The organism is Leclercia sp. J807, assembly GCF_009734465.1.
GTDB lineage: Bacteria > Pseudomonadota > Gammaproteobacteria > Enterobacterales > Enterobacteriaceae > Enterobacter.
In genome coordinates this window covers 1209912-1236677 of record NZ_CP046446.1, presented here as the reverse complement: position 1 = coordinate 1236677, position 26766 = coordinate 1209912, and the positions used below count along the sequence as shown (strand labels likewise).

At 54.4% G+C, this 26766-nt stretch carries 19 protein-coding genes and 1 pseudogene; 6 read left to right on the top strand and 14 right to left on the bottom strand.

What is annotated here, in order from left to right:
- Positions 1 to 164 precede the first annotated feature (164 nt).
- Entirely contained in the window at positions 165 to 2405 is a 2241-nt protein-coding gene (locus GNG26_RS05680) for a TonB-dependent siderophore receptor (protein ID WP_114315666.1), read from the top strand.
- A 790-nt stretch (positions 2406 to 3195) separates the two neighbouring features.
- On the opposite strand, the gene fdhF (GNG26_RS05675) is transcribed toward GNG26_RS05680, so the two are convergent.
- The 5 genes from fdhF (GNG26_RS05675) to hydN form a co-directional block, all read right to left on the bottom strand.
- Positions 3196 to 5343 carry a formate dehydrogenase subunit alpha gene (gene fdhF / locus GNG26_RS05675; protein WP_156238028.1) on the bottom strand — a complete coding sequence of 716 codons (2148 nt, stop codon included), beginning with the start codon at positions 5341 to 5343 and terminating at the stop codon, positions 3196 to 3198.
- Between the two features lie 150 nt (positions 5344 to 5493).
- On the bottom strand, positions 5494 to 6507 hold the full coding sequence (locus GNG26_RS05670) for a HoxN/HupN/NixA family nickel/cobalt transporter (protein ID WP_370463890.1): 1014 nt from the start codon (positions 6505 to 6507) through the stop codon (positions 5494 to 5496).
- A gap of 20 nt (positions 6508 to 6527) precedes the next feature.
- Positions 6528 to 8750 (bottom strand): carbamoyltransferase HypF, encoded by a 2223-nt coding sequence (hypF, locus tag GNG26_RS05665; RefSeq protein WP_156238026.1) that lies wholly within the window; start codon positions 8748 to 8750, stop codon positions 6528 to 6530.
- Entirely contained in the window at positions 8751 to 10901 is a 2151-nt protein-coding gene (gene fdhF, locus GNG26_RS05660) for a formate dehydrogenase subunit alpha (protein ID WP_156238025.1), read from the bottom strand.
- A gap of 37 nt (positions 10902 to 10938) precedes the next feature.
- On the bottom strand, positions 10939 to 11484 hold the full coding sequence (hydN, locus tag GNG26_RS05655) for an electron transport protein HydN (RefSeq protein WP_114315672.1): 546 nt from the start codon (positions 11482 to 11484) through the stop codon (positions 10939 to 10941).
- A gap of 501 nt (positions 11485 to 11985) precedes the next feature.
- Here hydN and GNG26_RS05650 point away from each other — a divergent pair.
- From GNG26_RS05650 to GNG26_RS05640, 3 genes are all read left to right on the top strand, one after another.
- Positions 11986 to 12444, top strand: coding sequence for a hypothetical protein (locus GNG26_RS05650; protein ID WP_370463884.1), 459 nt, complete (start codon positions 11986 to 11988; stop codon positions 12442 to 12444).
- A 248-nt stretch (positions 12445 to 12692) separates the two neighbouring features.
- A protein-coding gene (locus GNG26_RS05645; protein ID WP_120773485.1) for an IS3 family transposase occupies positions 12693 to 13840 on the top strand; the annotation gives its coding sequence in 2 pieces (ribosomal slippage) (positions 12693 to 12930 and positions 12930 to 13840; 1149 coding nt in all).
- 347 nt (positions 13841 to 14187) lie between these two features.
- Positions 14188 to 15075 carry a hypothetical protein gene (locus GNG26_RS05640; RefSeq protein WP_156238024.1) on the top strand — a complete coding sequence of 296 codons (888 nt, stop codon included), beginning with the start codon at positions 14188 to 14190 and terminating at the stop codon, positions 15073 to 15075.
- 313 nt (positions 15076 to 15388) lie between these two features.
- Here the strand turns inward: GNG26_RS05640 and GNG26_RS05635 are convergent, their stop codons facing one another.
- The 7 genes from GNG26_RS05635 to pcoA all read right to left on the bottom strand — a co-directional run bounded on the left by GNG26_RS05635 (position 15389) and on the right by pcoA (position 22240).
- Entirely contained in the window at positions 15389 to 15823 is a 435-nt protein-coding gene (locus tag GNG26_RS05635; RefSeq protein ID WP_156238023.1) for a copper-binding protein, read from the bottom strand.
- Positions 15824 to 16040: 217 nt separating this feature from the next.
- On the bottom strand, positions 16041 to 17441 hold the full coding sequence (pcoS, locus tag GNG26_RS05630; RefSeq protein WP_156238022.1) for a copper resistance membrane spanning protein PcoS: 1401 nt from the start codon (positions 17439 to 17441) through the stop codon (positions 16041 to 16043).
- A complete protein-coding gene (gene pcoR, locus GNG26_RS05625) occupies positions 17438 to 18118 on the bottom strand; it encodes a copper response regulator transcription factor PcoR (RefSeq protein WP_156238021.1) in 681 nt (226 codons plus the stop codon). Before pcoR ends, pcoS begins: the two co-directional genes overlap by 4 nt.
- 54 nt (positions 18119 to 18172) lie before the next feature.
- Positions 18173 to 19051 carry a copper resistance inner membrane protein PcoD gene (gene pcoD, locus GNG26_RS05620; RefSeq protein ID WP_370463889.1) on the bottom strand — a complete coding sequence of 293 codons (879 nt, stop codon included), beginning with the start codon at positions 19049 to 19051 and terminating at the stop codon, positions 18173 to 18175.
- Positions 19052 to 19106: 55 nt separating this feature from the next.
- Positions 19107 to 19487, bottom strand: a complete 381-nt coding sequence (gene pcoC / locus GNG26_RS05615) for a copper resistance system metallochaperone PcoC (RefSeq protein WP_156238019.1) — start codon at positions 19485 to 19487, stop codon at positions 19107 to 19109.
- Positions 19488 to 19526: 39 nt separating this feature from the next.
- On the bottom strand, positions 19527 to 20417 hold the full coding sequence (locus GNG26_RS05610) for a copper resistance protein B (RefSeq protein WP_197080130.1): 891 nt from the start codon (positions 20415 to 20417) through the stop codon (positions 19527 to 19529).
- Between the two features lie 5 nt (positions 20418 to 20422).
- A complete protein-coding gene (pcoA, locus tag GNG26_RS05605) occupies positions 20423 to 22240 on the bottom strand; it encodes a multicopper oxidase PcoA (protein WP_156240134.1) in 1818 nt (605 codons plus the stop codon).
- Positions 22241 to 22474: 234 nt separating this feature from the next.
- On the opposite strand from pcoA, the gene GNG26_RS05600 reads away from it, so the two are divergent.
- Both GNG26_RS05600 and GNG26_RS05595 read left to right on the top strand, forming a co-directional pair.
- The gene (locus GNG26_RS05600; RefSeq protein WP_148740080.1) at positions 22475 to 22921 is read left to right on the top strand and encodes a copper resistance protein; all 447 of its coding nucleotides are present in this window, start codon (positions 22475 to 22477) and stop codon (positions 22919 to 22921) included.
- A gap of 288 nt (positions 22922 to 23209) precedes the next feature.
- On the top strand, positions 23210 to 23947 hold the full coding sequence (locus GNG26_RS05595) for a peptidoglycan DD-metalloendopeptidase family protein (RefSeq protein WP_148740082.1): 738 nt from the start codon (positions 23210 to 23212) through the stop codon (positions 23945 to 23947).
- A 33-nt stretch (positions 23948 to 23980) separates the two neighbouring features.
- Here GNG26_RS05595 and GNG26_RS05590 read toward each other — a convergent pair whose 3' ends face one another.
- Positions 23981 to 24178, bottom strand: a complete 198-nt coding sequence (locus GNG26_RS05590; protein WP_004388331.1) for a DUF2933 domain-containing protein — start codon at positions 24176 to 24178, stop codon at positions 23981 to 23983.
- 40 nt (positions 24179 to 24218) lie between these two features.
- A pseudogene (silP, locus tag GNG26_RS05585) lies at positions 24219 to 26693 on the bottom strand (Ag(+)-translocating P-type ATPase SilP).
- Between the last annotated feature and the right edge of the window lie 73 nt (positions 26694 to 26766).

The window sequence follows — 26766 nt, the reverse complement described above, 5'->3', positions numbered from 1 at the left end:
TATGGACGCGCTGTGGGAAGCGCGAACAGTTAATAACCATGCTCTGCGCTGCGTACTGACTCAGGATCGAGGGGTTTTCGCAGACTGCGGGCGATCTCCTTCCGCCGCCTCACCCATTCGGGACGGAGCCATGAGGCATGCGGCATCGAAAAGCAGGACATACAATGAATAATAAGCTTCACTCGCTGACCTTACTGGTCAATCTGGGAATTTACGGTGTGGCACTGCCTGCGATGGCAGCCGAAACCGCCGGGCACGAAGATACCATGGTGATCACCGCCGCCGAGCAGAACCTGCAGGCACCGGGCGTCTCCACCATTACCGCGGATGAGATCCGTAAAAACCCGTCGGCGCGCGATGTGTCGGAGATCATCCGCACCATGCCGGGCGTTAACCTGACCGGTAACTCCACTAGCGGCCAGCGCGGCAACAACCGTCAGATTGATATCCGCGGCATGGGCCCGGAAAACACCCTGATCCTGATTGACGGTAAGCCGGTGACCAGCCGCAACTCCATCCGTCTGGGCTGGCGCGGCGAGCGTGACACCCGCGGCGACACCGGCTGGGTGCCGCCAGAGATGATCGAGCGTATCGAAGTGATCCGAGGCCCGGCGGCGGCGCGTTACGGTAACGGCGCGGCAGGCGGCGTGGTGAACATTATCACCAAAAAGGTCAGCAACGAGTGGCATGGCTCCTGGAACACCTATCTGAATGCCCCGGAGCACAACGAAGAAGGCTCCACCAAACGCACCAACTTTAGCCTGAGCGGCCCGCTGAGCGACGCTTTCAGCTTCCGTCTGTATGGCAACCTGGATAAAACCCAGGCCGACGCCTGGGATATCAACCAGGGTCATCAGTCTGAACGTACCGGCGCCTATGCCGACACGCTGCCCGCCGGACGTGAAGGCGTGGAGAATAAAGACGTGAACGGCGTGCTGCGCTGGGAGTTTGCCCCGATGCAGGCCCTGCAGTTCGAAGCGGGCTACAGCCGCCAGAACAACCTCTATGCCGGGGATACCCAGAACACCAACAACGACAACAGCAGCAACGGGTTGGTGAAGAAAAATTACGGCAAAGAGACCAACCGGATCTATCGCCAGAACTTCGCCCTGACCTGGACCGGCGGCTGGGATAATGGCATCACCACCAATAACTGGGCGCAGTATGAGCACACCCGCAACTCCCGTCTCGGCGAGGGGCTGGCGGGCGGTCTGGAAGGGCTGTTCAACAGCGATAAGTTCACCGATACCGACCTCTCCGACGTGATGCTGCACAGTGAGATCAACCTGCCGATCGACTTTATCGTCAACCAGAACCTGACCCTGGGCGCCGAGTGGGATCAGCAGCGGATGAAGGATATGTCCTCCAACGGCCAGGCCCTGCAGGGCGGCGCCATTGCGGGAATGAGCGATAATCGCAGTCCTTACTCCGATGCGGAAATTTTCTCCCTGTTCGCTGAAAACAACATGGAGCTGACCGACACCACCATGCTGACCCCGGCGCTGCGCTTCGATCATCACTCCATCGTCGGCAACAACTGGAGCCCGTCCCTGAACCTTTCCCAGGGGCTGGGAGATGATTTCACCCTGAAGATGGGCATCGCCCGTGCCTATAAAGCGCCGAGTCTCTACCAGACCAACCCGAACTACCTGCTCTACAGCAAAGGCCAGGGCTGCTATGCCAGCGCCGACGGCGTGGGCTGCTACATGCTGGGTAACGAAGATCTGAAAGCGGAAACCAGCATCAACAAAGAGATTGGCCTGGAGTGGAAACGCGACGGCTGGCTGGCGGGCGTGACCTGGTTCCGCAACGACTACCGCGACAAGATTGAAGCGGGCTATGCGCCGATCGGCCAGACCTCTGCCGGGAGAACCCGCACCGATATTTATCAATGGGAAAACGTGCCGAAGGCGGTAGTTGAAGGGCTGGAAGGCACCCTGAACGTGCCGGTCAGCGACGCCATCAACTGGACCAACAACATCACCTATATGCTGCAAAGCAAGAACAAGGAGACCGGCGACCGTCTGTCGATCATTCCGGAGTACACGCTGAACTCCACCCTGAGCTGGCAGGTGCAGCAGGATGTGTCGTTGCAGTCGACCTTTACCTGGTACGGCAAGCAGCAGCCGAAGAAGTACAACTACAAAGGCCAGCCGGTGAGCGGCTCTGAGAAAGACGAAGTGAGCCCGTACAGCATCGTCGGCCTGAGCGCGACCTGGGATGTGACCAAATACGTGAGCCTGACCGGCGGCGTGGATAACGTCTTTGATAAACGCCAGTGGCGTGCGGGGAATGCCCAGACGACGGGGAATGCGACGACGGGGGCGTATATGTATGGTGCGGGGGCGTATACCTATAATGAACCGGGGCGGACCTGGTTTATGAGTGTGAATACGCGGTTCTGATGGTTTGTCGGGTGGGGGAACATGTGGCGGTGGAGGTGGTTCCGTTCACCATACTTTCCTTGCTTCTCTGTAATCCACGTCACCCGTGAACGTGTTAAGGGGGCTATCGCCGCCCCCTTAACAATCCCGGCTCCCGGCAAGAAAATCGCCGCTACGCGGTGACCCTCAGCTTATTCCTTCAGGCTTTCGGGTCGGGCACCAGCCTGCATCCCTGCAGGCTATGCCCTCTCGGCGCATCCATGCGCCTCGTCCCGGCCTTCCGGAAACGCTTCGGCGATTTTCAGCCGGACCAGGAAGCCGCTGTAAGGCCTTTGTTTTTTGTTATTTCTTCATCGCTGTTTTTTGGTTTTGTAGGCCGGGTAAGGCGAAGCCGCCACCCGGCGTTGATGTCGTGCTGCGCCCACGCCCGGCGGCGCTACGCTTGCACGGGCCTACAAAACACAAAACCTGCATCAGCAAAATCACAGCACTGAAGAATCGTAAAAAGAATAAATGACTCACAGCGATGCCCGTGTCCGGCTGAAAATCGCTGAGGCGTTGACCGCAGGCCGGGGCGAGGCGCAGGGACGCGCCGAGAGGGGGCGACCTACAGGGATGTAGGATCGCCCCCGACCCGAAAGCCGAAGGGAATAAGCCGAAGGGACCGCGTAGCGGCGATTTTCCTGGCCGGGAGCCGGGGTTGCCAGGGGGGAGGCGGCGAGCCCCCCTGGCACGTTCACAGGTGACGCGGTTAACAGAGAAGCAGCGAACGTATGGTGAACGGAACCACCACAGCATCCGCATGTTCCCCTCAACCCATTGCCATCTCCCTAAGATGCTTCTTCAGCTTATGATACTCATCAATCACATACTGTTCCGCAGCCTGCTGGTCAGCAATCGCCTCCACACGCACGGCGCAATACTTATACTCCGGCGTTTTGGTAATCGGGCTCAGGTTCTCCGTCACCAGCTCATTACAAGCCCCGATCCACCACTGGTAGGTCATATAGACCGCCCCTTTGTTCGGACGATCGCTCACCTGCGCACGGGTGATGACTTTGCCTTTACGCGACGTCACCCACACCAGCGCTTCATCCTCGATGCCCAGACGCGCGGCGTCCGCCGTGTTGATCTGCGCATAGCCCGGTTCATCGGCCAACGCCGCCAGCGCCGCACAGTTCCCGGTCATCGAGCGGCACGAGTAGTGCCCCACTTCACGCACGGTTGAGAGCACCAGCGGATACTCCTCCGTCAACTTGTCGATCGGCGCGACCCAGTCGCAGGTATAGAGCTGCCCCAGCCCGTTTGGGGTGGAGAATTCCTTCTCGAACAGGTAATCGGTCCCCTGATCGGCCTCGGACTCGTCGCGGCACGGCCACTGGATATAGCCCAGCTCGCCCATCTTCTCGTAGGTGGCACCATAGAAATCCGGACACAGATGACGCAGCTCATCCCAGATCTCCTGGGTGTTGTTGTAGTGCATCGGGTAGCCCATCCGCGTGGCAATTTCGCTGATGATCTGCCAGTCCGTTTTCAGGTCCCACTTCGGCTCAACCGCTTTAAAGAAGCGCTGGAAACCGCGGTCGGCGGCGGTGTAGACCCCTTCGTGCTCACCCCAGGAGGTGGACGGCAGGATCACATCCGCAGCGGCGGCGGTCTTGGTCATAAAGATATCCTGCACAATAACCAGTTCCAGCCCCTCAAACGCCTTACGCACCGCAGAGAGCTCGGCATCGGTCTGGAGCGGATCTTCCCCCATGATGTACGCCGCGCGTACTTCCCCGTGGGCCACCCGGTGAGGCAGTTCGCTGATGCGATACCCGGTATGGGCCGGCAGTGAATCCACGCCCCAGGCTTTGGCAAACTTGGCCCGGTTTTCCGGGTTATTGATGTACTGATAGCCCGGATAGGTATCCGGCAGCGCACCCATATCACACGCGCCCTGGACGTTGTTCTGCCCGCGCACCGGGTTCACCCCTGCGTACGGCTTGCCGAGGTTGCCGGTCAGCAGCGCCAGGCTGGTGAGCGACCGCACGGTTTCCACGCCCTGGTAGAACTGGGTCACGCCCATGCCCCAGAGGATCGCCGCGTTTTCAGCCGCCGCGTACATCCGCGCCGCCTGGCGGATCTCCGCCGCGCTGACCCCGGTGATCTCTTCAACGGATTCCGGCGTATAGCCTTCGACGATCTTACGATACTCCTCGAAGCCCTCGGTACGCGCCGCCACAAAGGCGCGGTCGTAGAGTTCTTCTTCAATAATCACATGCCCCATCGCGTTGAGCAGCGCGATGTTGGAGCCGTTTTTCAGGGCCAGGTGCATATCGGCGATGCGCGCGGTTTCGATTTTGCGCGGATCGCAGACGATAATCTTCGCCCCGTTGCGTTTAGCCTTGATGACGCGGTTCGCCACGATAGGGTGCGAATCCGCCGGGTTGTAGCCAAAAATAAAGACCATGTCCGCTTTTTCAATGCCGACAATGGAGTTGCTCATTGCGCCGTTACCGACCGACTGGTGCAGACCTGCAACCGATGGGCCGTGTCAGACGCGCGCGCAGCAGTCGACGTTGTTGGTGCCGACTGCCGCGCGGGCAAATTTTTGCATAACGTAGTTGGTTTCATTCCCGGTACCGCGGGATGAACCGGTGGTCATGATCGCGTCCGGGCCGTGCTCAGCCTTAATGGCGCTGAGCTTGCTGGCAACGTAGTCCAGCGCTTCGTCCCAGGAGACGGCTTCCAGCTTGCCGCCGCGCTCACGACGGATCATTGGCGTCTTCAGGCGCGGGGTGAGAATTTTGGTGTCGTTGATAAAATCCCAGCCGTAATACCCCTTCAGGCAGAGATCGCCCTGGTTGGTTTTACCCTGTGCTGCTTCAGCCTTGACGACTTTGCCGTTATTGACCACCAGGTTGATTTTGCAACCCGATGCGCAATAGGGGCAAACCGTGACGACTTTCTTCATCGGTGTTACTCCGTTGGTAATATGTCCCCAGCGGTATGCATTAACTATGCCAGTCTGAAATATAAAATTAAGTCATTGAAAATAAGAGGAATAAATGGCGGGAAGGGGTCCGTTCGTCAAAAGTGTCATGACGAACGGACAGCGATGACGTTAGCGTACGACCAGGGCGTCGTAGCCTTTAAAGCGGTAGTTGATTAACGAGATAACCCAGCAGGCGACAAACAGCCCGACCACGATAAACCCGGCATTGCCGAGATTATCGTTCAGCGCCGCGACGCCGTTCCACAGGCCACCTTCAAGGCCCAGCTTATCTGCCAGCAGGCCCAGCGCTTCCAGCCCGCCGATAAACAGCGCCACCACCACCGAGGTGCCGGTGATGGTCATATTGTAATAGAGCTTGCGCTGGGGCTTGTTGAAGGCCCAGCCGTATGCGCCCACCATAATCAGGTTATCGAGGGTGTCGATCAGCGCCATGCCGCTGGTAAACAGCAGCGGGAAGACCATGATCGCCCACACCGACATGCCGCTGGAGGCACCCGCCGCGGAGATCCCCAGCACCCCGATCTCGGTGGCAGTATCAAACCCAAGGCCAAACAGGAAGCCCACCAGATACATGTGCCAGCTGCGGGTGACCAGGCGAAACGCCGAGCGGAACAGCCAGTTCATCACCCCGCCGTGGGCAAACGACACCGTTTCCGGCACGCTTTCGCCGCGCTTCATTTTGTTAAAGCTGCCCCAGACGTCGCGCAGAATAACCAGGTTCACCAGCGCCATCGCCAGCAGGAAAAAGGCGGAGACCGCCGTGCCGATGGTGCCGCCGGTTTCGTGGAACCATTCCATATTGCGGCTGAACGCCGTAGCGGTGGCGGCGATGGCAATGGAGGCCAGCACCACAATCGTCGAATGCCCCAGCGAGAACCAGGCCCCCACGCCGCAGGGACGCTTGCCCTGCTGCATCATCTTGCGGGTGACGTTATCGATGGCGGCAATGTGGTCGGCATCCACCGCGTGGCGCAGGCCATAGCACCAGGCCAGCAGGCTGGCCGCCAGCAGCGACGGCGTGGCGTGAAAGAGGTAGAACGCCAGTCCCCAGGCGAGAATATTGGTTGCGATTAACGCCAGCATCAGCGCCAGGGCTTTGGGATGGTTATTGAAATATTTCATGTACATAGTCAGATCCAGATTCAAAGAAAAGTCGTGGCGGCAATCACTGCCTGCCCAAAAGCCACCGCCCCGTCACCGGCGGGAAGCCGCCCGGGAAACAGCACGTTAAAATCGCTCAGCCAGAACTGCAGACGCTCGCGCAGCAGGCGGTTGTGCAGCACCCCGCCGCTGCAGACAACGGTGGAGAGCGCCAGCCGCCGGGCATGTTCGCCCGCAAGGGTCGCCAGCCCTTGGGCCAGCGCGTCGTGAAAGGCCCACGCCCGGGCGTTGTCCGGCGCCTGCCAGCCGAGCCACTGGCGCCAGAAGGTGGCCATATCCAGCTCGCCGTCGCGCACGGGCATCGTGACCGGGTGGCGCTGCGGCGCGGCGCTCAGGGCCAGGGCTTCCAGCCGACAGGCGGCCTCCCCTTCGTAGCTGATCTGTTCCGGGGCGCAGTTGAGCGCCACGGCCACGGCGTCAAACAGCCGCCCGGCGGAGGAGGCCAGCGGCGCATTCACCCCGCGTTCAATCGCCCGGGCCAGCGGCTGCCAGGGTTTGTTCAGAAGGTGGGCGGCCTGGGGCAGCGTCCGCCACTCGGGGACAAATGCCTGCCACTGGGCCAGCAGGTTGCGCCAGGGCTGGCGCGCCGCCAGATCGCCGCCGGGCAGCGCCACCGCCGGTAGCCCACCCAGCTTTTCGCAGGTGCGGTAGTTCACCCGCAGGCACTCCCCACCCCACAGCGCGCCGTTTTCCCCCTGACCGATACCGTCCAGCACAAGGGCGATGAGATCCCCGCCGTCCCGCGGCCAGCCGTGTTCCGCCATGCAGGCCGCGGCGTGGGCGTGATGATGCAGCACCTGATGCTGCGGATAGGGCATCTGCTGGCCGAGCTGCGTGGCGCGGTAGCCGGGGTGGGCATCGGTCACCACCCGCTCAGGGGTAAACTGCCAGATATCCTGAATGGTGGTCAGGGCCTGCTGCCACTGACGTTCGGCATCGTCATCATGCAGATCCCCCAGATGCTGGCTCAGCACCGCCTGGCCGCCGCGTACCAGGCAGAAGGTATTTTTGCGATCCGCCCCCAGGCAGAGCAGCGACGGCGCCTGTTCAAAACCGGGCGGCAGAGGCAGCGCATCCGGCACAAAGCCTCTGGCGCGGCGCAGCATTTCCCCGCTGGCGCGCATCACCGAGTCGTCCATGCGCTGGACGATATCGCGGTTATGCAGCAGCCAGCCGTCGGCGATCCCGGCGAGATCGCGCAGCGCCTGCGCGTTGGTGAGCGCAGGCGGGCAGCCATTCAGGTTGCCGGAGGTCATCACCAGGGGGCGATCGAGCTCCTGCATCATCAGGTGTTGGAGCGGATTGGCGGCCAGCATCACCCCCACCTCATTAAGCCCGGGGGCGATGGCCTCGCAGAACAGAGTGTGTTTTGCCACCAGCACCACCGGCGCGGCCGGGGAGCGCAGCAGCGCCTGCACGTCGTCAGGCAGCCACGCGGCCAGGCGCGCGGGGATCATCACCGCCAGCGGCTTGGTCGGGCGGCGTTTACGTTCCCGCAGCCTGTTTACTGCCGCAACGTTTTGCGCATCGCAGGCCAGATGGAAGCCCCCCAGCCCTTTTACCGCCACGATCCCACCCTGTTTCAGCATCAACACGGCGGCCTCCAGGGCGGCTTCCCGCTCCTCTCGCGCCTCGCCGCACACCCAACTGACCTGCGGCCCACATTCCGGGCAGGCCACCGGCTGGGCGTGAAAGCGCCGGTCCGCCGGGTTGCGGTACTCCGCCTCGCAGGCCGGACAGAGCGCAAACCCCGCCATGGTGGTGGCCGGGCGGTCGTAGGGCATCGCCCGGATAATGGTGAAGCGCGGCCCGCAGTGGGTGCAGTTGATAAACGGGTAGCGGTAGCGGCGCTCGCGCGGGTCGTTCATCTCCGCCAGACAGGCCGGGCAGGTGGCGGCATCCGGCACCACCTGGGTGGTCATCTGGCTGTGGGTGCTGGCACGAATGGTAAAATCCACCGGAGGCTGCGCCCAGCGCCAGGGCTGCTCCTGGATATCGTCGATACGCGCCAGCGGCGGACAGCCGACGGCAAGCTGGCGGATAAAGGCCTGCGCCCCACCGACGAGACGCACCTCCACCCCTGCCCCGTCGTTGCAGACGTCGCCCTGAAGCCCCAGTTGCTGGGCCACCTGCCAGACCCAGGGGCGGAACCCGACGCCCTGGACTTTGCCGCGAATGCGCACCCGCGTGCCGTTTGTACTCATTTAACTCTCCACCGCCTCACGCAGGCGGGTTTTCATGTCGCGATAGGTGGTCTGGGCGTAGCGTTCCGCCCAGGGCTGATCGGCGATGGCGTCGATTTTGACGGCGCAGTATTTGGTTTCCGGCGTTTTCGAGACCGGGTCGAGGTTGTCCTGGGTCAGCTCGTTACAGGCCCCGATCCACCACTGATAGGTCATATACACCGCCCCCTGATTGATGCGCTCGTTGACGTCCGCCCGGCTGATCACCTTCCCGCGGCGGGAGCTGACCCACACCAGCTGGCGATCCTGAACGCCAAGTTTTGCGGCGTCCTGCGGGTTCATCTGCACAAAGCCCGGCTCGTCCGCCAGGGCCTGCAGCGCGGCGCAGTTGCCGGTCATGGAGCGGCAGGAGTAGTGCCCCACCTCGCGCACGGTGCAGAGCACCAGCGGGTATTCATCGTCTGGCACTTCCGCCGGCTTGCGCCACGGGGCGGCAAAAAGCTGGCCTTTGCCGTTCGGGGTGTCGAAGCGGTTATCCGCATAGAGCCACGGCGTGCCGGGATGGTCGAGGGTCGGGCAAGGCCACTGGACGTGCCCCATCTCGCCCATTTTTTCCCAGGTGACGCCGTAGAAGAGCGGGCAGAGTTCGCGCATCTCGTCCCAGATCTGCTGGTTGTCGCGATAGTGCATCGGATAGCCCATCTCTGTGGCGATGAGGCTGATGATCTCCCAGTCGCGCTTGACGTTGCCTTTAGGCTCAACGGCTTTTTCAAAGCGCTGGAAGCCGCGGTCGGCACAGGTAAAGACCCCGCCATGCTCGCCCCAGGAAGTGGCGGGCAGCAGCACGTCCGCCGCCTCGGCGGTTTTGGTCATGAAGATGTCCTGCACCACCACAAAATCGAGGGCCGCAAAGCCTTTGCGCACCAGGCCCAGGTCCGCCTCGGTCTGGAGCGGATCTTCGCCCATGATGTAGTACGCTTTGACCTTACCCTCCAGGGCGAGGTGCGGCACCTCGGTGATGCGCACCCCCACCTGGTCATCCATCCGTGCAGGATCAACGCCCCACGCCCGGGCGAACTTCTCCCGCACCTGCGGGTCCGTCACGTCCTGATAGCCGGGGAACTGGTTGGGGATGACACCCATGTCGCAGGCCCCCTGGACGTTATTCTGCCCGCGCACCGGGCCGACGCCGCAGTGTTCGCGCCCGAGATTGCCGGTGAGCAGCGCCAGGGTTGAGAGCCCTTTCACCACGTCCACCGCCTGCCCGAACTGGGTGACGCCCATCCCCCACATCACGGTGGCGGACGGCGCGGCGGCGTAGATGCGCATCGCATCGCGGATCTGCCGGGCGCTGACGCCGGTAATGCCCTCGACGTTTTCCGGGGCGTATTCGCGCACCGTCTCGCGCAGCCTCTCCAGCCCGTCGGTGTAGCGCGCCACGTAGTCGCTGTTGTAGAGGTTCTCCTCCAACAGGGTGTAGATGAAGGCATTCACCAGCGCCATATTGCAGCCGTTGTTGATCTGCAGATGGCGGTCGGCGATGCGCGCGGTTTCGATTTTGCGCGGATCGCAGACGATCACCTTCGCGCCGTGCTGTTTCGCCTTGATCACCCGCCGAGCGACAATGGGGTGCGAGTCGGCGCAGTTGTAGCCGAAGATCAGCAGACATTTTGAATGCTCGATATCGCTGATGGAGTTACTCATCGCCCCGTTGCCGAGCGTCTCCTGCAGCCCGGCCACGCTCGGGCCGTGACACACCCGGGCGCAGCAGTCGACGTTGTTGGTGTTAAGCACCCCGCGGGCAAACTTCTGCATCACGTAGTTGGTTTCGTTCCCCGTTCCGCGGGACGAGCCGGTGGTCATGATGGCCCGTGGGCCATACTTCGCCTTGATCTCTCCCAGCCGCTTCGCGGTGTAGTGAATGGCCTCCTCCCAGGAGACCGGCACAAACTTGCCGCCCTTCTGGTAGCGGATCATCGGCTGCGTGAGGCGCGGCGTCAGGATTCGGGTGTCGTTGAGAAAGTCCCAGCCGTAGTACCCCTTCAGGCACAGCTGGTTCTGGTTGGTCACCCCTTCTGCCGCTTCGGCACGGACGATCTTATTGTTCTCAACGACGAGTTTTAATTTGCAGCCCGCACCGCAGTAAGGGCAAACGCTGGTGATTTTTTTCATCAGTAACAGACCTGCTAAAAGTGAAAAGAGAAAATGCTTACAGCATCATGGAAGAGACAGTGTCCAGCGCCGCCCGACGGCGTTTCTCCTGGCTCAGCTGCTCAAGTTTTTGCCTGTCGATGCAGACAATGGCGTTGGTCGGGCAGGCCTGCACGCAGGCCGGACCGTCCGGCTGGTGGTAGCAGAGGTCGCACTTGTTGGCTTCAGCCTTCTCCGACATCACGTTCAGCCCGCTACCGATGCTGCGCACAACCGGACGCAGGACCACTTCCATCGCGCCGTATGGGCAGGCGACCACGCAGGTTTTGCAGCCGATGCAGCGCTCCTGGTGGACGTGAACAAAATCGTTATCGCGGGTAATCGCCCCATTCGGGCAGACGGTGGCGCAGGGGGCATCTTCGCACTGGCGGCACATAGTGGCGGTGGAGACGTTGACGCCTTTAATGACGTGAATACGCGGCAGGAAGTTCTGCGGGGTCAGCGAGGCGCAGTCCTGAGTGTCGTGGTGGGAAACGACGCAGGCTACCTCACAGGTACGACAGCCGATGCATTTGCTGGCATCGGCAATGATGAAACGGTTCATCCTTAATCTCCGGGAATGATGGTTAGCTCGCCGGAGGTATGCATAAATTGGGCCAGATATTAATTTATTGAAATTTAACGGATTTATTTTGCAGGAGTGGCTGTCATCGACATAAGTGACGATGACAGTATTGGCGGATTTGCTTTAGTCCTTGTAGGCCGGGCAAGCGAAGCGCCCCCGGCATGGCCTTTCTGGAAGGAGCCTCGCAAACCTTAAAGTAACCCTATGTAATCCAGGGTTAAGGCTTTTAATCCTGAAATTTGGCTCGTAAAGTGACTGCGTTGCGGCACATCCGCAATCGGGCGTAGGAACCCGTATTCTACAGAGCGATATTTATATGTCGCGACAGTGCATATCCCGTAAAATCATGGTGGCACTGGCGGAGCAGTCGCGAGACTGGCCGTTTTCTCTGTAGGCGGCATTCCTACCTCCGTCAGTGCTACCTCCTTCGAGCGTAGGAACTCTTAGGCTGGTTAATTCAATTAATACAGAGAGGATGTCATGATGACTACTATCCCAACCCTGACTTACCCGCAATCTGACGAACAGGTTATTCCCGCTTCCCTGACTATGCCGCTTTCTGCTGCTGCGGATCTCTTTGAGGTCGCCGATCGCTGCGCCGCGCTGGTGAGCGTATTGATCGAAACTGAAGACCGTGCATCCCGCACTGCGCTCTGTGAAGGTCTGCTGCACGCCCTGCGCCAGCTGCGTGAACGCTGTGATGCTGCACTCCCACCGCACCTAATAGCGCAGTTGATCCAGGGGGAAACACTTACCTCCTGTATGCCGGACTGCTGGCAGGAAACCGCTCCCCAGGTGGATTATGCGCTGGCTTTGGTGCAGGTAATTCTGGGTGGCACGTTGCCCGCATGTGTCGAGAAAGAACTGGCGGGGTTGCTGCATGATCTGGTCTGGCTGGTTAATGAGTTTGTGAAGGAGCCGTATATTACGGTGCATTGAGTGCGGCTGGAATGTGGTGAAGGCTGACTGATTTCAGGTTTGATAAGGGGCTGTGGTGGGCCCCTTAATGCGTTTGAGGGTGAGGTTGGTGTTGGGGTTTGTGATGGTCGATTTTATAAGCTAGCAACATAGGCGGTTGCATATGAGAAACAATGAATGTCTGCTAAGAGCGAAAAGCGGACATTTGAATCGCCACGGGTTTAACAGACACCTCAGAGTCATTTAAGATGGCTTAAAGAGAGGTGCCCATGAGCGGTAAGCGTTATCCCGAAGAGTTTAAAACTGAAGCAGTCAAACAGGTTGTTGATCGCGGTTATTCTGTTTCCAGCGTTGCAACACGTCTCGATATCACCACCCACAGCCTTTATGCCTGGATAAAGAAGTACGGTCCGGATTCTTCCACTAATAAAGAACAGTCAGATGCTCAGGCCGAGATCCGCCGTCTCCAGAAAGAGCTGAAACGGGTTACCGACGAACGGGACATATTAAAAAAAGCCGCGGCGTACTTCGCAAAGCTGTCCGACTGAGGTACGTCTTTATCCGTGACAACTCCTGTTGCTGGCCTGTTCGCCTGCTCTGTCGGGTGCTGGATGTTCATCCCAGTGGTTTTTACGCCTGGCTTCAGCAGCCGCATTCACAACGCCATCAGGCAGACCTGAGACTGACAGGACAGATTAAACAGTTCTGGCTGGAATCGGGATGCGTCTATGGTTATCGCAAAATCCATCTGGATCTGCGTGACAGCGGGCAACAGTGCGGAGTAAACAGAGTCTGGAGACTGATGAAACGTGTCGGAATAAAGGCTCAGGTCGGATACCGAAGCCCGCGGGCACGTAAAGGCGAGGCCAGTATCGTGTCACCCAACAGGCTCCAGCGACAGTTCAATCCGGATGCTCCTGATGAGCGTTGGGTAACGGACATAACCTACATCAGGACCCACGAAGGCTGGCTGTATCTTGCCGTTGTTGTTGATCTGTTCTCACGCAAAATTATCGGCTGGTCCATGCAATCCCGGATGACAAAGGACATTGTCCTGAACGCACTGCTGATGGCTGTATGGCGGCGTAATCCCGAAAAACAGGTGCTGGTTCATTCGGATCAGGGCAGTCAGTACACAAGCCATGAGTGGCAGTCGTTCCTGAAATCACACGGCCTGGAGGGTAGCATGAGCCGTCGCGGTAACTGCCATGATAATGCGGTTGCAGAAAGTTTTTTCCAGTTGTTGAAACGTGAACGGATAAAGAAAAAGATCTACGGAACGCGGGAAGAAGCCCGCAGTGATATTTTTGATTACATCGAAATGTTTTATAACAGTAAGCGTCGGCATGGTTCTAGCGAACAGATGTCACCGACAGAATATGAAAACCAGTATTATCAACGGCTCGGAAGTGTCTAGATTATCCGTGGCGATTCACTCAAATGGAAATCCTTCTGAAGTTGGTTATTGCTATGTTGATTAAGTTTAATAACTTCGTTTTATCGCCAAACATCCTTGAAAACAACAATCATCTGCAAGAAATCATAAGCACTACCCAAAAATTGGGGCTAGATACATGTGGCACTTTAGTTTAGCTTTCTCAAGATTAGAATCATGTCTCACCAGAAATGGCTTTTATGCCGAGACATAGTTCACAAGTGCTAATGTTGCATGACATGTTGCGAATCATTATGTTTCGTTAAACATATTTGTTAGTTTTTAAGAAACGGCTATCACGTTAAGTTATTATATAGGAAACAAATTAAATGGGCCTAACTTCAGTCGGTCGGTGGGAAATAAATAATATTTTATTGCACGATTTATTGACATACTCTGATGGCAGCGCAAGAGTTGGAGAACTCAAGGCTTGCTGGAGTTCAGGCCATGGTTTTTATATCGTAAAAGGTATCGTTACCTGGTTAACGATGCGCTCTTTAAAGATTGAAAGATTACCGTGGATGGCTGACTTTTCATTTACGACTCTCAAGTATGAAAAAAGATTATATATTCCTATTCTAAAATATTTACAAGAGCACCCAGAGGTAGTAGATGAAGCATGCAATGAGCTTCTTGAAATCTACGCCCATACGCAGAGATTCTATGCAGGTAAAACGCATATTAGGCTTGGCAGAGGGTATAAAAGCTCTGATGAAGTAATTACAAAAAATGACGATTATGCCAAAGCGGTATATCACCATGCTGTCGCAGCACAGATGGTTGATAAAGGAACTATTGACATACCTCATGATGTGATTACCTCATGGGGTAAAAACAGCAATTACAATGCTGACTACCTGGTTGGTGTTGATATGGACGTGGCTATTGAGGATATTTTATTATCAGCTGAAACCATTGCTCCAAGACAAAACGAAATACAACATAGTGCTCTCGAATCTGGAGAATTCCTTGTGCTGAACCGTAGCTGGGATGGTTTGCTTAAAGTAAATGCTGAAGCTGTAACGGCGCTGAATGGATTTTCAATACAAGAACCCGAAAATCAGGATGAGGCAAGAAAAATATTATCGGAACCATTACCAGCGTACCGGCCGATGGATAATTATAACCAACTAGTATTAGATAAACGAAAATCTCCACAGTCTTTCCGTTCACGCATATCACGAGCGTGGAATATTTTAACAACGAAATATCAATAGTTGTCTTAATTTGCGCCGACTACAAACCCTCTGAAGGTCAAAAGTAGATCTTCAGATTTTCGCAACCGTATGTAGCCGATATGTACTCTTTGTAAGCTATAACCAAGTGCGCAAAGTGCACCTAAAAAATCGTAACCCATTGATTTATAAGTGCGCATAATCTATCTTATGTTAAATTTTATTTGATCAGGGCCAAATATGGTAATGGATGCTTTTAATGACACTCATGAATTACGAAAAAAAACGCTCCCGGACGGGAGCGTAAGCCAGTGACTTCGGCGTCAAATGAGGGTATGACAAGTGGAGCGGCGGGTTAATTCGGGGTGATCTGGCTGCGATGCTTTTCAGCCTGCTGCTGATGAATAACGGAAGACTGACCATTATTCGCTTTCTCATGCACAACTGCGGCTTTTTCATGCTCGTTCATTTCAGAAAATGACTTTGCGGTCTCGTTGGTGGCTCCTGATTTGCCATTCATCATTTTTTTATGCATTTCCGCCATGTCCTGGTGGGCAGAAGCATTACCGTTTTGCATCATTTCATGGGACATTGCAGCCTGATCGTGGCCGCTCATATCCATCATTGTCATGCTGTCTCCCTGAACAGCGCTTTTTTCAGCAGAAGACTGCATCTGATGGGCAGGTGCCTGGGCATTATTTACCTGGTCATGCATGTTCATTGTCTCTGCAGCCATGGCGGATGAAGTGACAGCCAAAATGGCAAAAAATGATACAAGGATCTTTTTCATGGTTGGGTCTCCGGTGTTTTCATACCCAGGCAATCAACGGCTTGTAACAGAGAAAGCATTTGATCTCAGGGCTGATTAATCATCACTCCAGGAACCAGGCGATTGCGTTATCACACTGCTCCTGATTTACGAATGATTATAAAAAACCGCCTCTGTTTATCGCGTGACTGAATGATGACATTTTTGTCACCTTCCCTGTTTCGTCTGAATAACGGTATTAATCTCTTAACAGATGCACACTGAATACAATTTCCCGCCCCTGCTGTGCTGCTGACAGTTCGCCGCCGTGGGCATGAATGATCGACCTCGTGATTGATAATCCCAGTCCCGCGCCTTCCGTATTGTGGACCCGTGATGAGTCTGCGCGATAGAAACGGTCAAACAAACGATCCAGATTAGCGGGAACCGGGCCAGTCATCGTATTCGTAATCATCACGTTCACCCCGTCACTGACACGCTCCAGACGTATCGCAGTACAGGTGTTATCGGGAGAATATTTGATGGCATTGGAAAGCAGATTACTGAAAGCACGGCGCAGCATATCGCTGTCTCCGGCAACAATCCCCTCTCCTTCCACCGTGATTGTCTTTCCTGTTTCGTCTGCCAGGGGCTCGAACAGCTCACGTAATTCATTCAGCTCGGCGGCCAGATCCACATCATGTTTATCCAGCTGCAGCAGACCATGTTCTGAACGAGCCAGAAAAAGCATGTCGCTGGTCATTCGTGACAGCCTTTTCAGCTCTTCCAGGTTCGCGAACAAAATTTCGCGGTAATGCGAAACATCCCTTTCCTTGGCCAGGGCAAACTGCGTCTGCATCATCAGGTTACTGACCGGGGTGCGAAGCTCATGTGCGATGTCAGACGAGAAATCTGACAGTTTCCGGAATGACCCCTCCAGGCGATCGAACATATTATTAAACTCCTGCATGGTCTCAGAGATTTCAGGCGGAGCCAGTTCGGGATTAAGACGCTGATCCAGGCTGTGCACGGTCATGGAGGAAGCCAGACTGGTCATTTCCCGTAACGGTTTCAGACCAATACGTGTGGTTAGCCAGCCCAGAAAAATGGAAATAAAGACCAGACCGATATTGAACCAGAACAGCCAGGTACTGAGTTTGTCCATAAACAAGGTGTGATACCCTGTATCCGTGGCAACCGTAATAATGAAATGTTTGCTTTTACCCTGTTCCGGCGTCACGGCAACCCGCCGCGAGATACTGCGGTACACGGTGTTATTTTCTTCCGTCTGGATCATATAGTCGAGAATATCACCCGACTTATTAAGCAGGCTCGCTGGCACAACAGAATTTTTGGCATACAGTTCCACGATTTTTTCATTTTCCATGTTTTTTATAGAAATGAATAAACCATTATGCCCCACCATCGCATCGTTTATTTTTTCTGATAATGACTTAATATCCGTTTTGTTCCGGAACGTCTCTGTTTTAAGAAACTCTTCGGTGAGCTGAAGTTTCCCTGTCAGAAAATCGCGGTCCTGATTATCGAAGTAGCCATTAAGGGTGCTAATCAGGATAAAGCTTGATAACCACCATACCGTAAGCATCACTGCCGAAAAAATCAGGCTCAGGCGTGTGGTCAGGGAAATTTTTAACCTCACTCTTCTCTGATCTCCAGGACATATCCGGCACCGCGAACGGTATGGATCAGTTTTGGCTCAAAGTCATCATCAATTTTACTTCTCAGACGTCTCACGGCGACATCAATCACATTTGTATCACTGTCAAAATTCATATTCCAGACTAGGGACGAAATAAGGCTTCTGGGTAACACTTCTCCGGAGCGTTGCAGCAGCAGCTCCAGCAGTACGTATTCTTTACCGGTTAGATGGATCTTCTTCCCCGACCGGGTCACGGTCCGGCGCACCATATCAACAGTCATATCGGCGATGGTGCACACCGTGGCGGCCTGCGAGCGAGCCCGACGCAGCAAGGTTTTTACACGTGCAACCAGCTCGGTAAAATCGAAAGGCTTAATCAGGTAGTCATCTGCGCCAAGCTCCAGTCCTTTCACTTTGTCCCGCACATTGTCCTTGGCGGTTAAAAACAGGACCGGTTCTTCGTGCCCGGATTCCCTCAGTGCGCTGATGATTTGCCACCCGTCGAGGACAGGCAGCATTACGTCCAGTATTATCAAATCATACTGTCCCTTCGAGGCGGCCCCGAGACCATCACGGCCATTATTGAAGAGATCGGCCTGGTATCCTTCCTCAACCAGCCCCTGCTGGAGGTAACGACCTGTTTTGTGTTCATCTTCAACGATTAAAATACGCTGCATGGTCAACTCGCTGATATAAAATTAAAAATCTCACGCATGAGCGCTGGCTGTCCCCTAGCTGACCGAAGACGGCGAAAGCATGCCGAGCCACGCTACGGCGCCCAGAATGATAATCGCAACGATAAATTCAGTCAGGATGCTGTTTCGCATCAGGGCAACGCTGCGATCATAATTCCCTTCCCTGACCATAACTTCAAGCCGGGGACCAAGGTGAAACCGGTTTGCTGCAGCCAGAAGAAGCATCAGACCAAACAGAGCCGTCTTGGCAAGCAATATCCCTCCCCAGGAGCTGTTGAATAAGGGGGTTAAGTTACCTTCAGCAATATACAGATAGTTGACCAGCGCACTCAGGATAAGGGCGACAACAATCACCGTACCTGCCGTGGCAAATTTTGCCAGGGAGTCCGATATCACACTGACGCTCTGTGCATTATGCGCGTTTCTGCGCATAAGCAGGATAGCAAATGCAACCAGAGCACCTGTCCAGGCTCCGGCAGCGCCGAGATGAGTCAGATCGCTCAGTAAATGGAGATAGTAATGCAGACCGTCATGCATGACGGCATGTCCTCCCCAGGCAAGTGTGGCCAGCGCCACGCCCCCACTCATCGTCATCAGCAGGCAGGACAATACTCTCTTTTTAGTGTAGAGGAACAAGGCGCCGAGCGTGCTAAACAGGGCACAGAGCCTGACAATCCAGCTAATACCTACATCAGTTTCTTCTATAACCATCTCGATAATATGGATGGATAATTCCCTGAGATCAGTTACTCCGCTCATGGCATTAGATACCAGGAGCATATTAATGCCAGTAAGAATGATGCCTGCAACAACAGCAAAGGTTATAAACGACCTGAAATTAGTCAGGTTATACGTTTCATGTCTGACACCACTTAATCCATATATCTGAAAAAATGGCAATCCAAATATTACCATCAAATCAAGATAAAGAAGAAAACGAATAACAATCATAATCAGGTCGTTCATAATATTACTTCACTGTAAAGGTGTAATTACCGGTAATAGGGTGCGTATCTGAAGAAACTGCGCGCCAGTCAACACGATAAGTGCCAGCGGGTAAAGGTTCTCGCGGAATAATGATCATCGATTTAGGGTCAGCGCCTGGTGCCACTTTTGCCGCGACCGGCATCGGAGAATGTGATGACATACCTTTCATACCCGTCATCGTTAATTTTGCACCTGAGAATTTCACGGTCAGATCTTCCGAGAAATTAAGCTGAATCTTATCCGGGGCCGCTACGGCCGAATCAGCCTGTGGCACAGAGCTTTTTAATTCCGGATGGGCCATAGCAGAAAAAGCGACGCCCATAACCAGGCCACCTGTAAGAATGGCTTTATGTAAAATCGACATATTATTTACCTGTTTAGTTTAGTGTTTTAAGTCAACGCATTAAAACCAGATTCTGGCTCCCGCCAGGAATACTACCTGATGGTCTTTCTCACCCTCTCTTTTCGCCATATCGGACGTTTTCCCGTAAAGCTGATTCCAGGAGACGCCTATATAGGGTGCAAACTCACGGCGTATTTCGTAGCGCAGCCGAAGGCCCAGCTCTGTGTCAGCTAATCCCCTGCCGCGCCCCCGCAATTCATCATCCTGACTGTAGAGATTTACCTCATAGGATGGCTGGAGTATGAGCCGGTTAGTCAGTAAAACATCGTATTCTCCCCCCAGACGGAGGGCTGCTTTTCCGTCATTACTGACAAAAGCCGTAATTTCAGACTCAAAATTATAGAGCGCGAGCCCCTGAAAACCGACAGCAGCCCAGGTCTGGGCTGAAGCAGGTCTGAAATCCTGTCTTACACCCGCAACCAAATCCCACCAGGGGCCAACCGCGTGCCCCCAGAGTAGCTGGGCTTCTGCCGTCTCCGTTTCCCCCCCGCTTCGTTCGCCTTCACTCTTTAGCCAGAGCCGGTCAGTGTCGCCTCCAATCCAGCTGTTAACACTCCAGCTGAAATTGTTGGAGTTATCCGACCGTTGCCATTCCAGTTGATCCAGCAAGACCAGATAATTAATCGCATTGTCGTGAATCGCATGCCCCGGTAAATTGCCGAATGCAGCCTTCCGGTCGGCATCGGTAACAGGCGGAATTGGCGTTCTGCTCTCAGTTAAAATGGGCTCCATTGACGTCATCTCAGTGAAATTCTCATCTACCGGCATCTGCATGGAAGACATGTCGTGCCCGGCGTGGTGATCTGCAGAGACGGCGCTCGCCGCAATAGAAAGCTGTGAGGTAAACAAACCGGCGACCAGAACAGGTATGGCCTTAAAACTTCTCTTCATTCGCATCATTCCTCCACCCGGACTTCACGAAACATTCCCATTTCCATGTGATAGAGCAAATGGCAGTGATACGCCCAGCGGCCAAGCGCATCTGCTGTCACTCTGTAACTGCGTTTTGTACCAGGGGGAATATCTATTGTGTGTTTACGAACCATGAAATTACCGTTTTCATCTTCCAGATCGCTCCACATACCATGCAGGTGAATGGGGTGAGTCATCATGGTATCGTTGACCAGCGTGATCCTGAGTCGCTCACCGTATTTCAGCAGCACCGGTGCGGCATCTGAAAACTTGATTCCGTTAAATGACCAGGCAAACTTTTCCATGTGACCGGTTAAATGCAGTTCTATGGTGCGGCCAGGTTCACGTCCGTCAGGATCCCCAAAGCGGCTTTTCAAATCCGCGTACGTGAGAACCTTTCTTCCGTTATTTCGAAGACCAATACCAGGATCGTTTAATTTCGGAGAGACGCTCATCGCCTGCATATCAACCAGTGGGTTACCCGTTTCTGACGCAGGATGACTTTGCATACCCGGCATTCCGGCCATCTGGGAATGATCCATACCGGTCATGCTGCTGTGATCCATGGGCGCGGAGGATGTCCCGCTATCCGCAAGGTCAGCACCGTCCATAGACATCATCTCTCCGCTGTTTTCCATGCCTCCCATCTGGCTGTGGTCCATTCCTGCCATATCATGTCCCATTCCTCCCATACCCATATCTTCCATGGTCAACAGAGGACGGGGATCGAGGGCGGGAACGGCAGCACTTAACCCCTCTCTCGTGGCCAGTGTCCCCCGAGCGTAGCCGGACCTGTCCATGGATTGTGCGAAGATGGTATAGGCCTCACCCTGAGGCTCCACAATGACATCATAGGTTTCGGCAACGGCAATCCTGAATTCGTCAACGGTAACCGGGTTTACATACTGGCCATCTGCAGCCACGACCGTCATTTTCAGCCCGGGGATGCGGATATCGAAATAGGTCATTGCCGAACCGTTGATAAACCGTAAGCGTATCTTTTCACCGGGACGGAACAGCCCGGTCCAGTTTTTCAGCGGGGCCTGACCGTTCATGAGATAGGTGTAGGTGTAGCCACTGACATCCGCGAGGTCAGTCGGATTCATTTTCATTTCAGCCCACATTTTCCGATCGGCAATAGTGGCTGACAGCCCCCTGGTATTCACGTCGCGGAAAAAAGAGCCAACGGTTGGTTTATTGAAATTGTAGTAATCCGACTGTTTTTTTAATTTTTTCAGAAGACTGTGAGGATTTTCATCGGTCCAGTCAGACAACATGACCACGTGCTCACGATCGTAAGCAAACGGTTCCGGCTCCCTGGCATCGATGATAATGGCACCGTATACCCCCTCCTGTTCCTGCAGACCGGAATGGCTGTGGTACCAGTAAGTCCCGTTCTGCTTAACCTTAAAGGTGTAAACGTAGGTATCATCAGGCTCTATGCCCTTAAAACTCAGCCCCGGAACACCATCCATATTGGCTGGAAGAATAATGCCGTGCCAGTGAATGGACGTCTGTTCATTAAGACGGTTCTTGACCTTCAGGGTAATGGTGTCACCTTCTTTCCAGCGAAGAACGGGCCCCGGCAGGCCTCCATTGATTGTTTTGGCCTGACGCTCACTGCCCGTGATATTGACGGCCGTTTCACCAATGGTCAGGTCAAACTGAGTACCCTGCAGGGATGCGGCAACTGGCAGGCTCAGACTGGAACGCGCATTGAAACTCCATACGCCAAGACTTCCGGCTACGCCAGAGAGGGTTAATCCCTTCAGGAAAGTTCGTCGAGACGTTTTCAACAGCATGCGCATTCCCTTATTTAAAGTATGGTTACTGACAAAGTTCGAGAACCGATTTAAATCAAATTTCTGGTTCATCCTCTTACAATGAAATGAAGCTAGCACACCTTAAGAAACAAATTCATTACAATCGTGTAATGTACGTAGCTGTATTACATTTACGTCATCTTCCCCACAGGTTGATTATTTTTATATATGATCGTGATGACATCTTTTATTTACCTAAGAAGGTAATTACACATGAATGTATTAATCACAACCACTGCGTTTACAACTTTATTCTGTGGGGCAGTTTTTGCCAAGTCCAGTGATATTGCCCATGAAGCACATCGATTCGTGAATAATGCCTCAGCCGTTAGCCATGTTAATTCCTCGACGCATGAAAACTTGCCTGGCAGGATTAATAAAAACAACACGCCATCATTCTCTGAAATGAATGAACATGAAAGGGCCATTGTTGCACATTCATTTATGAACAACAGCGCGTCCTATGCACATCAAAAAATGATTGAGGAACATAAAAAAATGCTATCCGGGAGTGATGCAAATTCAGAGACATCTTCTTCTTTTAACGAACTGAATGCCGGAGAGAAAGCCGCCCTCGTGCATGAGCAGGTCAATAATGCCGGTGCGGAAGCTCATCAGACGCAGGCAAGAAAGCTTCGCGGGCTGTATTCGTCCAGGTAAAGACAGGTGGGTTAGTGCTTAGCGTCAGGTGCGCAGCAGGACTTCACTGACGGGTTACGTCGCAGGACATGAGCCTCATATTGCTCTGCCGTAACCTGTTTCAGACCCGTTAATCATCACCGTCGGGCTGGTCATACACTTCCCAGAGCTTCAGGAGCAAACGGGAAATAAGATATGTTACAAAAATGACGACCATCAACGGTGCTCCCGGTTAACTGACAGATGACACGCCTCCTGAAAACCCCTAGCATACGCCGCAGTGTTCATGCTAACGGCGAATTCCAGTAAATGTATTCTACCGATGTCGTAAAAGAAAATGCCTACCTTTCAGCCACCCGCTCGGGGCTGGAATCGAACGAGATCGCTATCCTTCAGCGATCTTTGCCTTCCCGGTTTAATCTTCGGCATTTGAAAAAAAATGAATCATTAAAACTCGTACTGCAAAAGAAAGCGGGAAAATCACGTGTAGTGGCCTATAAATTTACGTCCGGTTCATTTAATTACACGGCGTATCGTATATCAGACAAAAAGTTCTATAACCTTTCCGATACTTCCGGGAAAGGCAGTCTCGATTATCCGTTACCGGCCACAGCAAGACTCAGCTCGCCTTTCAATCCAGCAAGACTTAACCCGGTATCGGGAAAAGTGAGCCCCCATAATGGCATTGATTATTCCATGCCCATGAACACGAAAATAGTCAGCGTCATCGACGGAAAAATCACCCGGGCCGAATATAACAGTACCATGGGGTATTTTGTTGAAGTAACGGGAAAAGCTGGTGTTATAACTCGCTATCTCCACCTCAATAAAATACTCGTTACTAAAGGGGCCAGGGTTACCCGGGGAGACGCTATTGCGTTATCCGGTAACAGCGGACGTTCATCCGGTCCTCATCTGCATTACGAGCTGGTCATCAATAACAATCCTGTTAACTCACTGGCGTTCCGGACGGCGGCACCCGCTGATAACAAACTCGAACAGCATGCCTTTGCGCATGCCAGAGACTACGAACGATACCTGGACTGATAACGGGACCGCGACGCGGTCCCGTCTGCCGGATTAATTTTTTTTATCGTTTTCACTTCCGTGATGTTGATGATCTCCATGCCCCCCGTGACCGTGGAAAAGATGCATGAGCGGACAAAGCAGCAGTAACAGATATGGCCAGTAGCCTGCCACATGTGACCAGTGTTCGCGTAGGAGAGCAAATGCCGCAATCGCGGCGACAGCAATAAGCGCATAGGTTGTACTTTTCATACCGGACTCCTTCTGTTAGTAACAGACCCTTCATTCAGGGTTATTTCCCGAGCCTGACACTTTTCAGACGCAACGCATTTGCAATGACGCTAACGGAGGAAAGGGCCATAGCCGCCGCCGCAATAACTGGCGACAGCAGTATTCCATACACAGGATAAAGCAGACCTGCAGCTACAGGCACCCCAAGAGCATTGTAGATAAACGCAAAAAACAGATTCTGCCGGATATTTTTCATGGTGATCTCTGACAGATGACGGGCCCTGTTGAGTATCATCAAATCGCCTTTGAGAAGGGTAACGCCAGCACTTTCTATTGCCACATCTGTACCCGTTCCCATGGCTATACCCACGTCAGCCGCTGCCAGCGCCGGGGCATCATTCACACCGTCTCCGGCCATCGCAACCACATGGCCAGACTCTTTCAGTCGGGTTATCACTGCTTTTTTGCCATCCGGCAGAATCCCGGCTTCAACCTCATCTATTCCCAGTTTCCGTGCGACTGCTTCAGCAGTAAGCTGGTTATCCCCGGTGAGCATAACAATGCGGATCCCCGCCTGACGCAAAGCTTTAAGCGCATCCGGCGTGGTTGCTTTCACGGGATCCGAGATAGCTATCAGGCCTGCAAGGTTCCCGTCTGTGGCCACATAGATAACGGTAGCGCCTTCCATCCGCAACGTATCCGCAACGGCCTTTTGATTATCAATAACGATACTGTTTTCCTGCATAGCCAGTTCATTACCAATAACAACCCGTTGACCTTCGACATCGCCTGAGACACCTTTCCCCGACGGGGCATTGAAATTACTGACGGCAGGTATCACGATCCCCTTTTCCTGCGCGGCTCTGACAACAGCCATACCCAACGGATGCTGCGAACCTTTTTCCACTGCAGCTGTTACACGTAAAAGAGATATTTCCCCACCCGGACTGAGACTGATAATCCCTGTCACCGTAGGCGAACCTTCCGTGAGCGTGCCTGTTTTGTCGACAACCAGCGTGTCCACTTTTTCAAGACGCTCAAGGGCTTCGGCATTCTTGATTAACACCCCGGCCTGGGCGCCTTTGCCCACCCCCACCATTATCGACATCGGCGTGGCCAGTCCCAGCGCGCAGGGACAGGCAATAATCAGGACCGACACAGCCGCAATGAGACCGTGCGCCATCCTGGGCTCGGGCCCCCAGACAGACCAGATCAAGAAAGCAACAACCGCGATAAGTATCACCAGAGGAACAAACCAGCCTGAAACGCTGTCTGCCATTCTCTGGATGGGGGCACGCGAACGCTATGCATCAGCGACCATCTGAACAATTCGTGAGAGCATCGTTTCATCACCGACTTTCTCTGCTCGGATGATAAGACTACCTGTCTGATTAATCGTCCCCCCAATGACAGGTTCACCCTCTTTTTTGGTAACCGGCATAGACTCCCCGGTCACCATCGATTCATCAACAGTTGTTTTGCCTTCGACCACGATACCGTCGACCGGAATACTCTCTCCAGGTCTGATGCGGAGCTTATCGCCAGGCAGGACATCTTCTGCATTAATATCCGTTTCATGACCGTCATGATCCAGCCGCCTGGCTGTTTTGGGGGCAAGGTTCAGAAGCGCAGTAATGGCACCTGAGGTTTGTTCCCGTGCCCGCAGTTCAAGAACCTGTCCCAGCAGAACAAGCACCGTAATTACTGCTGCGGCTTCAAAATAAACGGCCACCAGGCCATCCATGTTTCTGAACGATGCAGGAAACCAGGAGGGGAAGACGGTTGCAATGACGCTGTAAACCCAGGCTGCGCCGGTCCCCATTGCAACAAGGGTAAACATATTCAGGGAGCGGTTACGCAACGACATTCCGGCCCGGGCGAAGAATGGCCAGCCACAGTACAACACGACTGGAGAGGCCAGAAGCAGCTGCAGCCATGTGTTGTATTGTGGCGGTACTGTATTCCTCAAGGCGGGAAACAGATGAGATCCCATTTCGAGTATCAGAACCGGAAACGCCAGCAACAACCCCAGCCAGAAGCGTCTTGTCATGTCGCGAAGTTCATCACTCGGCCCCGTCGATGCCGTGGCTACGAGCGGTTCCAGTGCCATTCCACAGACAGGACAGCTTCCGGGACCACTGCGGCGTATCTCCGGGTGCATCGGACATGTCCACACACCTTCAGAAATATCTTTCTCCGCCTGATGGTGAGGCTGTTTTATCTGGTCTGGGCTGACTTCGTGGTGATCGTGGTGGTGGTGGGAATGTTCACTGGCATCTTCGGTAAGATAACGGTCGGGATGGGCTGTAAATTTACTCTCACAGCTGGCAGAGCAGAAATAAAGCTGATGGTCCTGGTATCGAATGCTGCTGTGCGCCTTGTCGGGCAGGAATGCCATCCCGCACACGGGATCTCTCACCTTATGCAATACGTGGCTCTCGTCCGGGGATAATGTCTGTTCAGAAGCAGTCTGGTTGTTGTGTTGCACTACATTGTCATTTTTCACAGTAACTCTCCTTATGCATGCCTGAAGCATTTTCTGTCTTCAGGGTATGTCATGGATGCGATTACCACGAATGTCGCCGGCACAGGAGTGCCTGCTGCCGGCG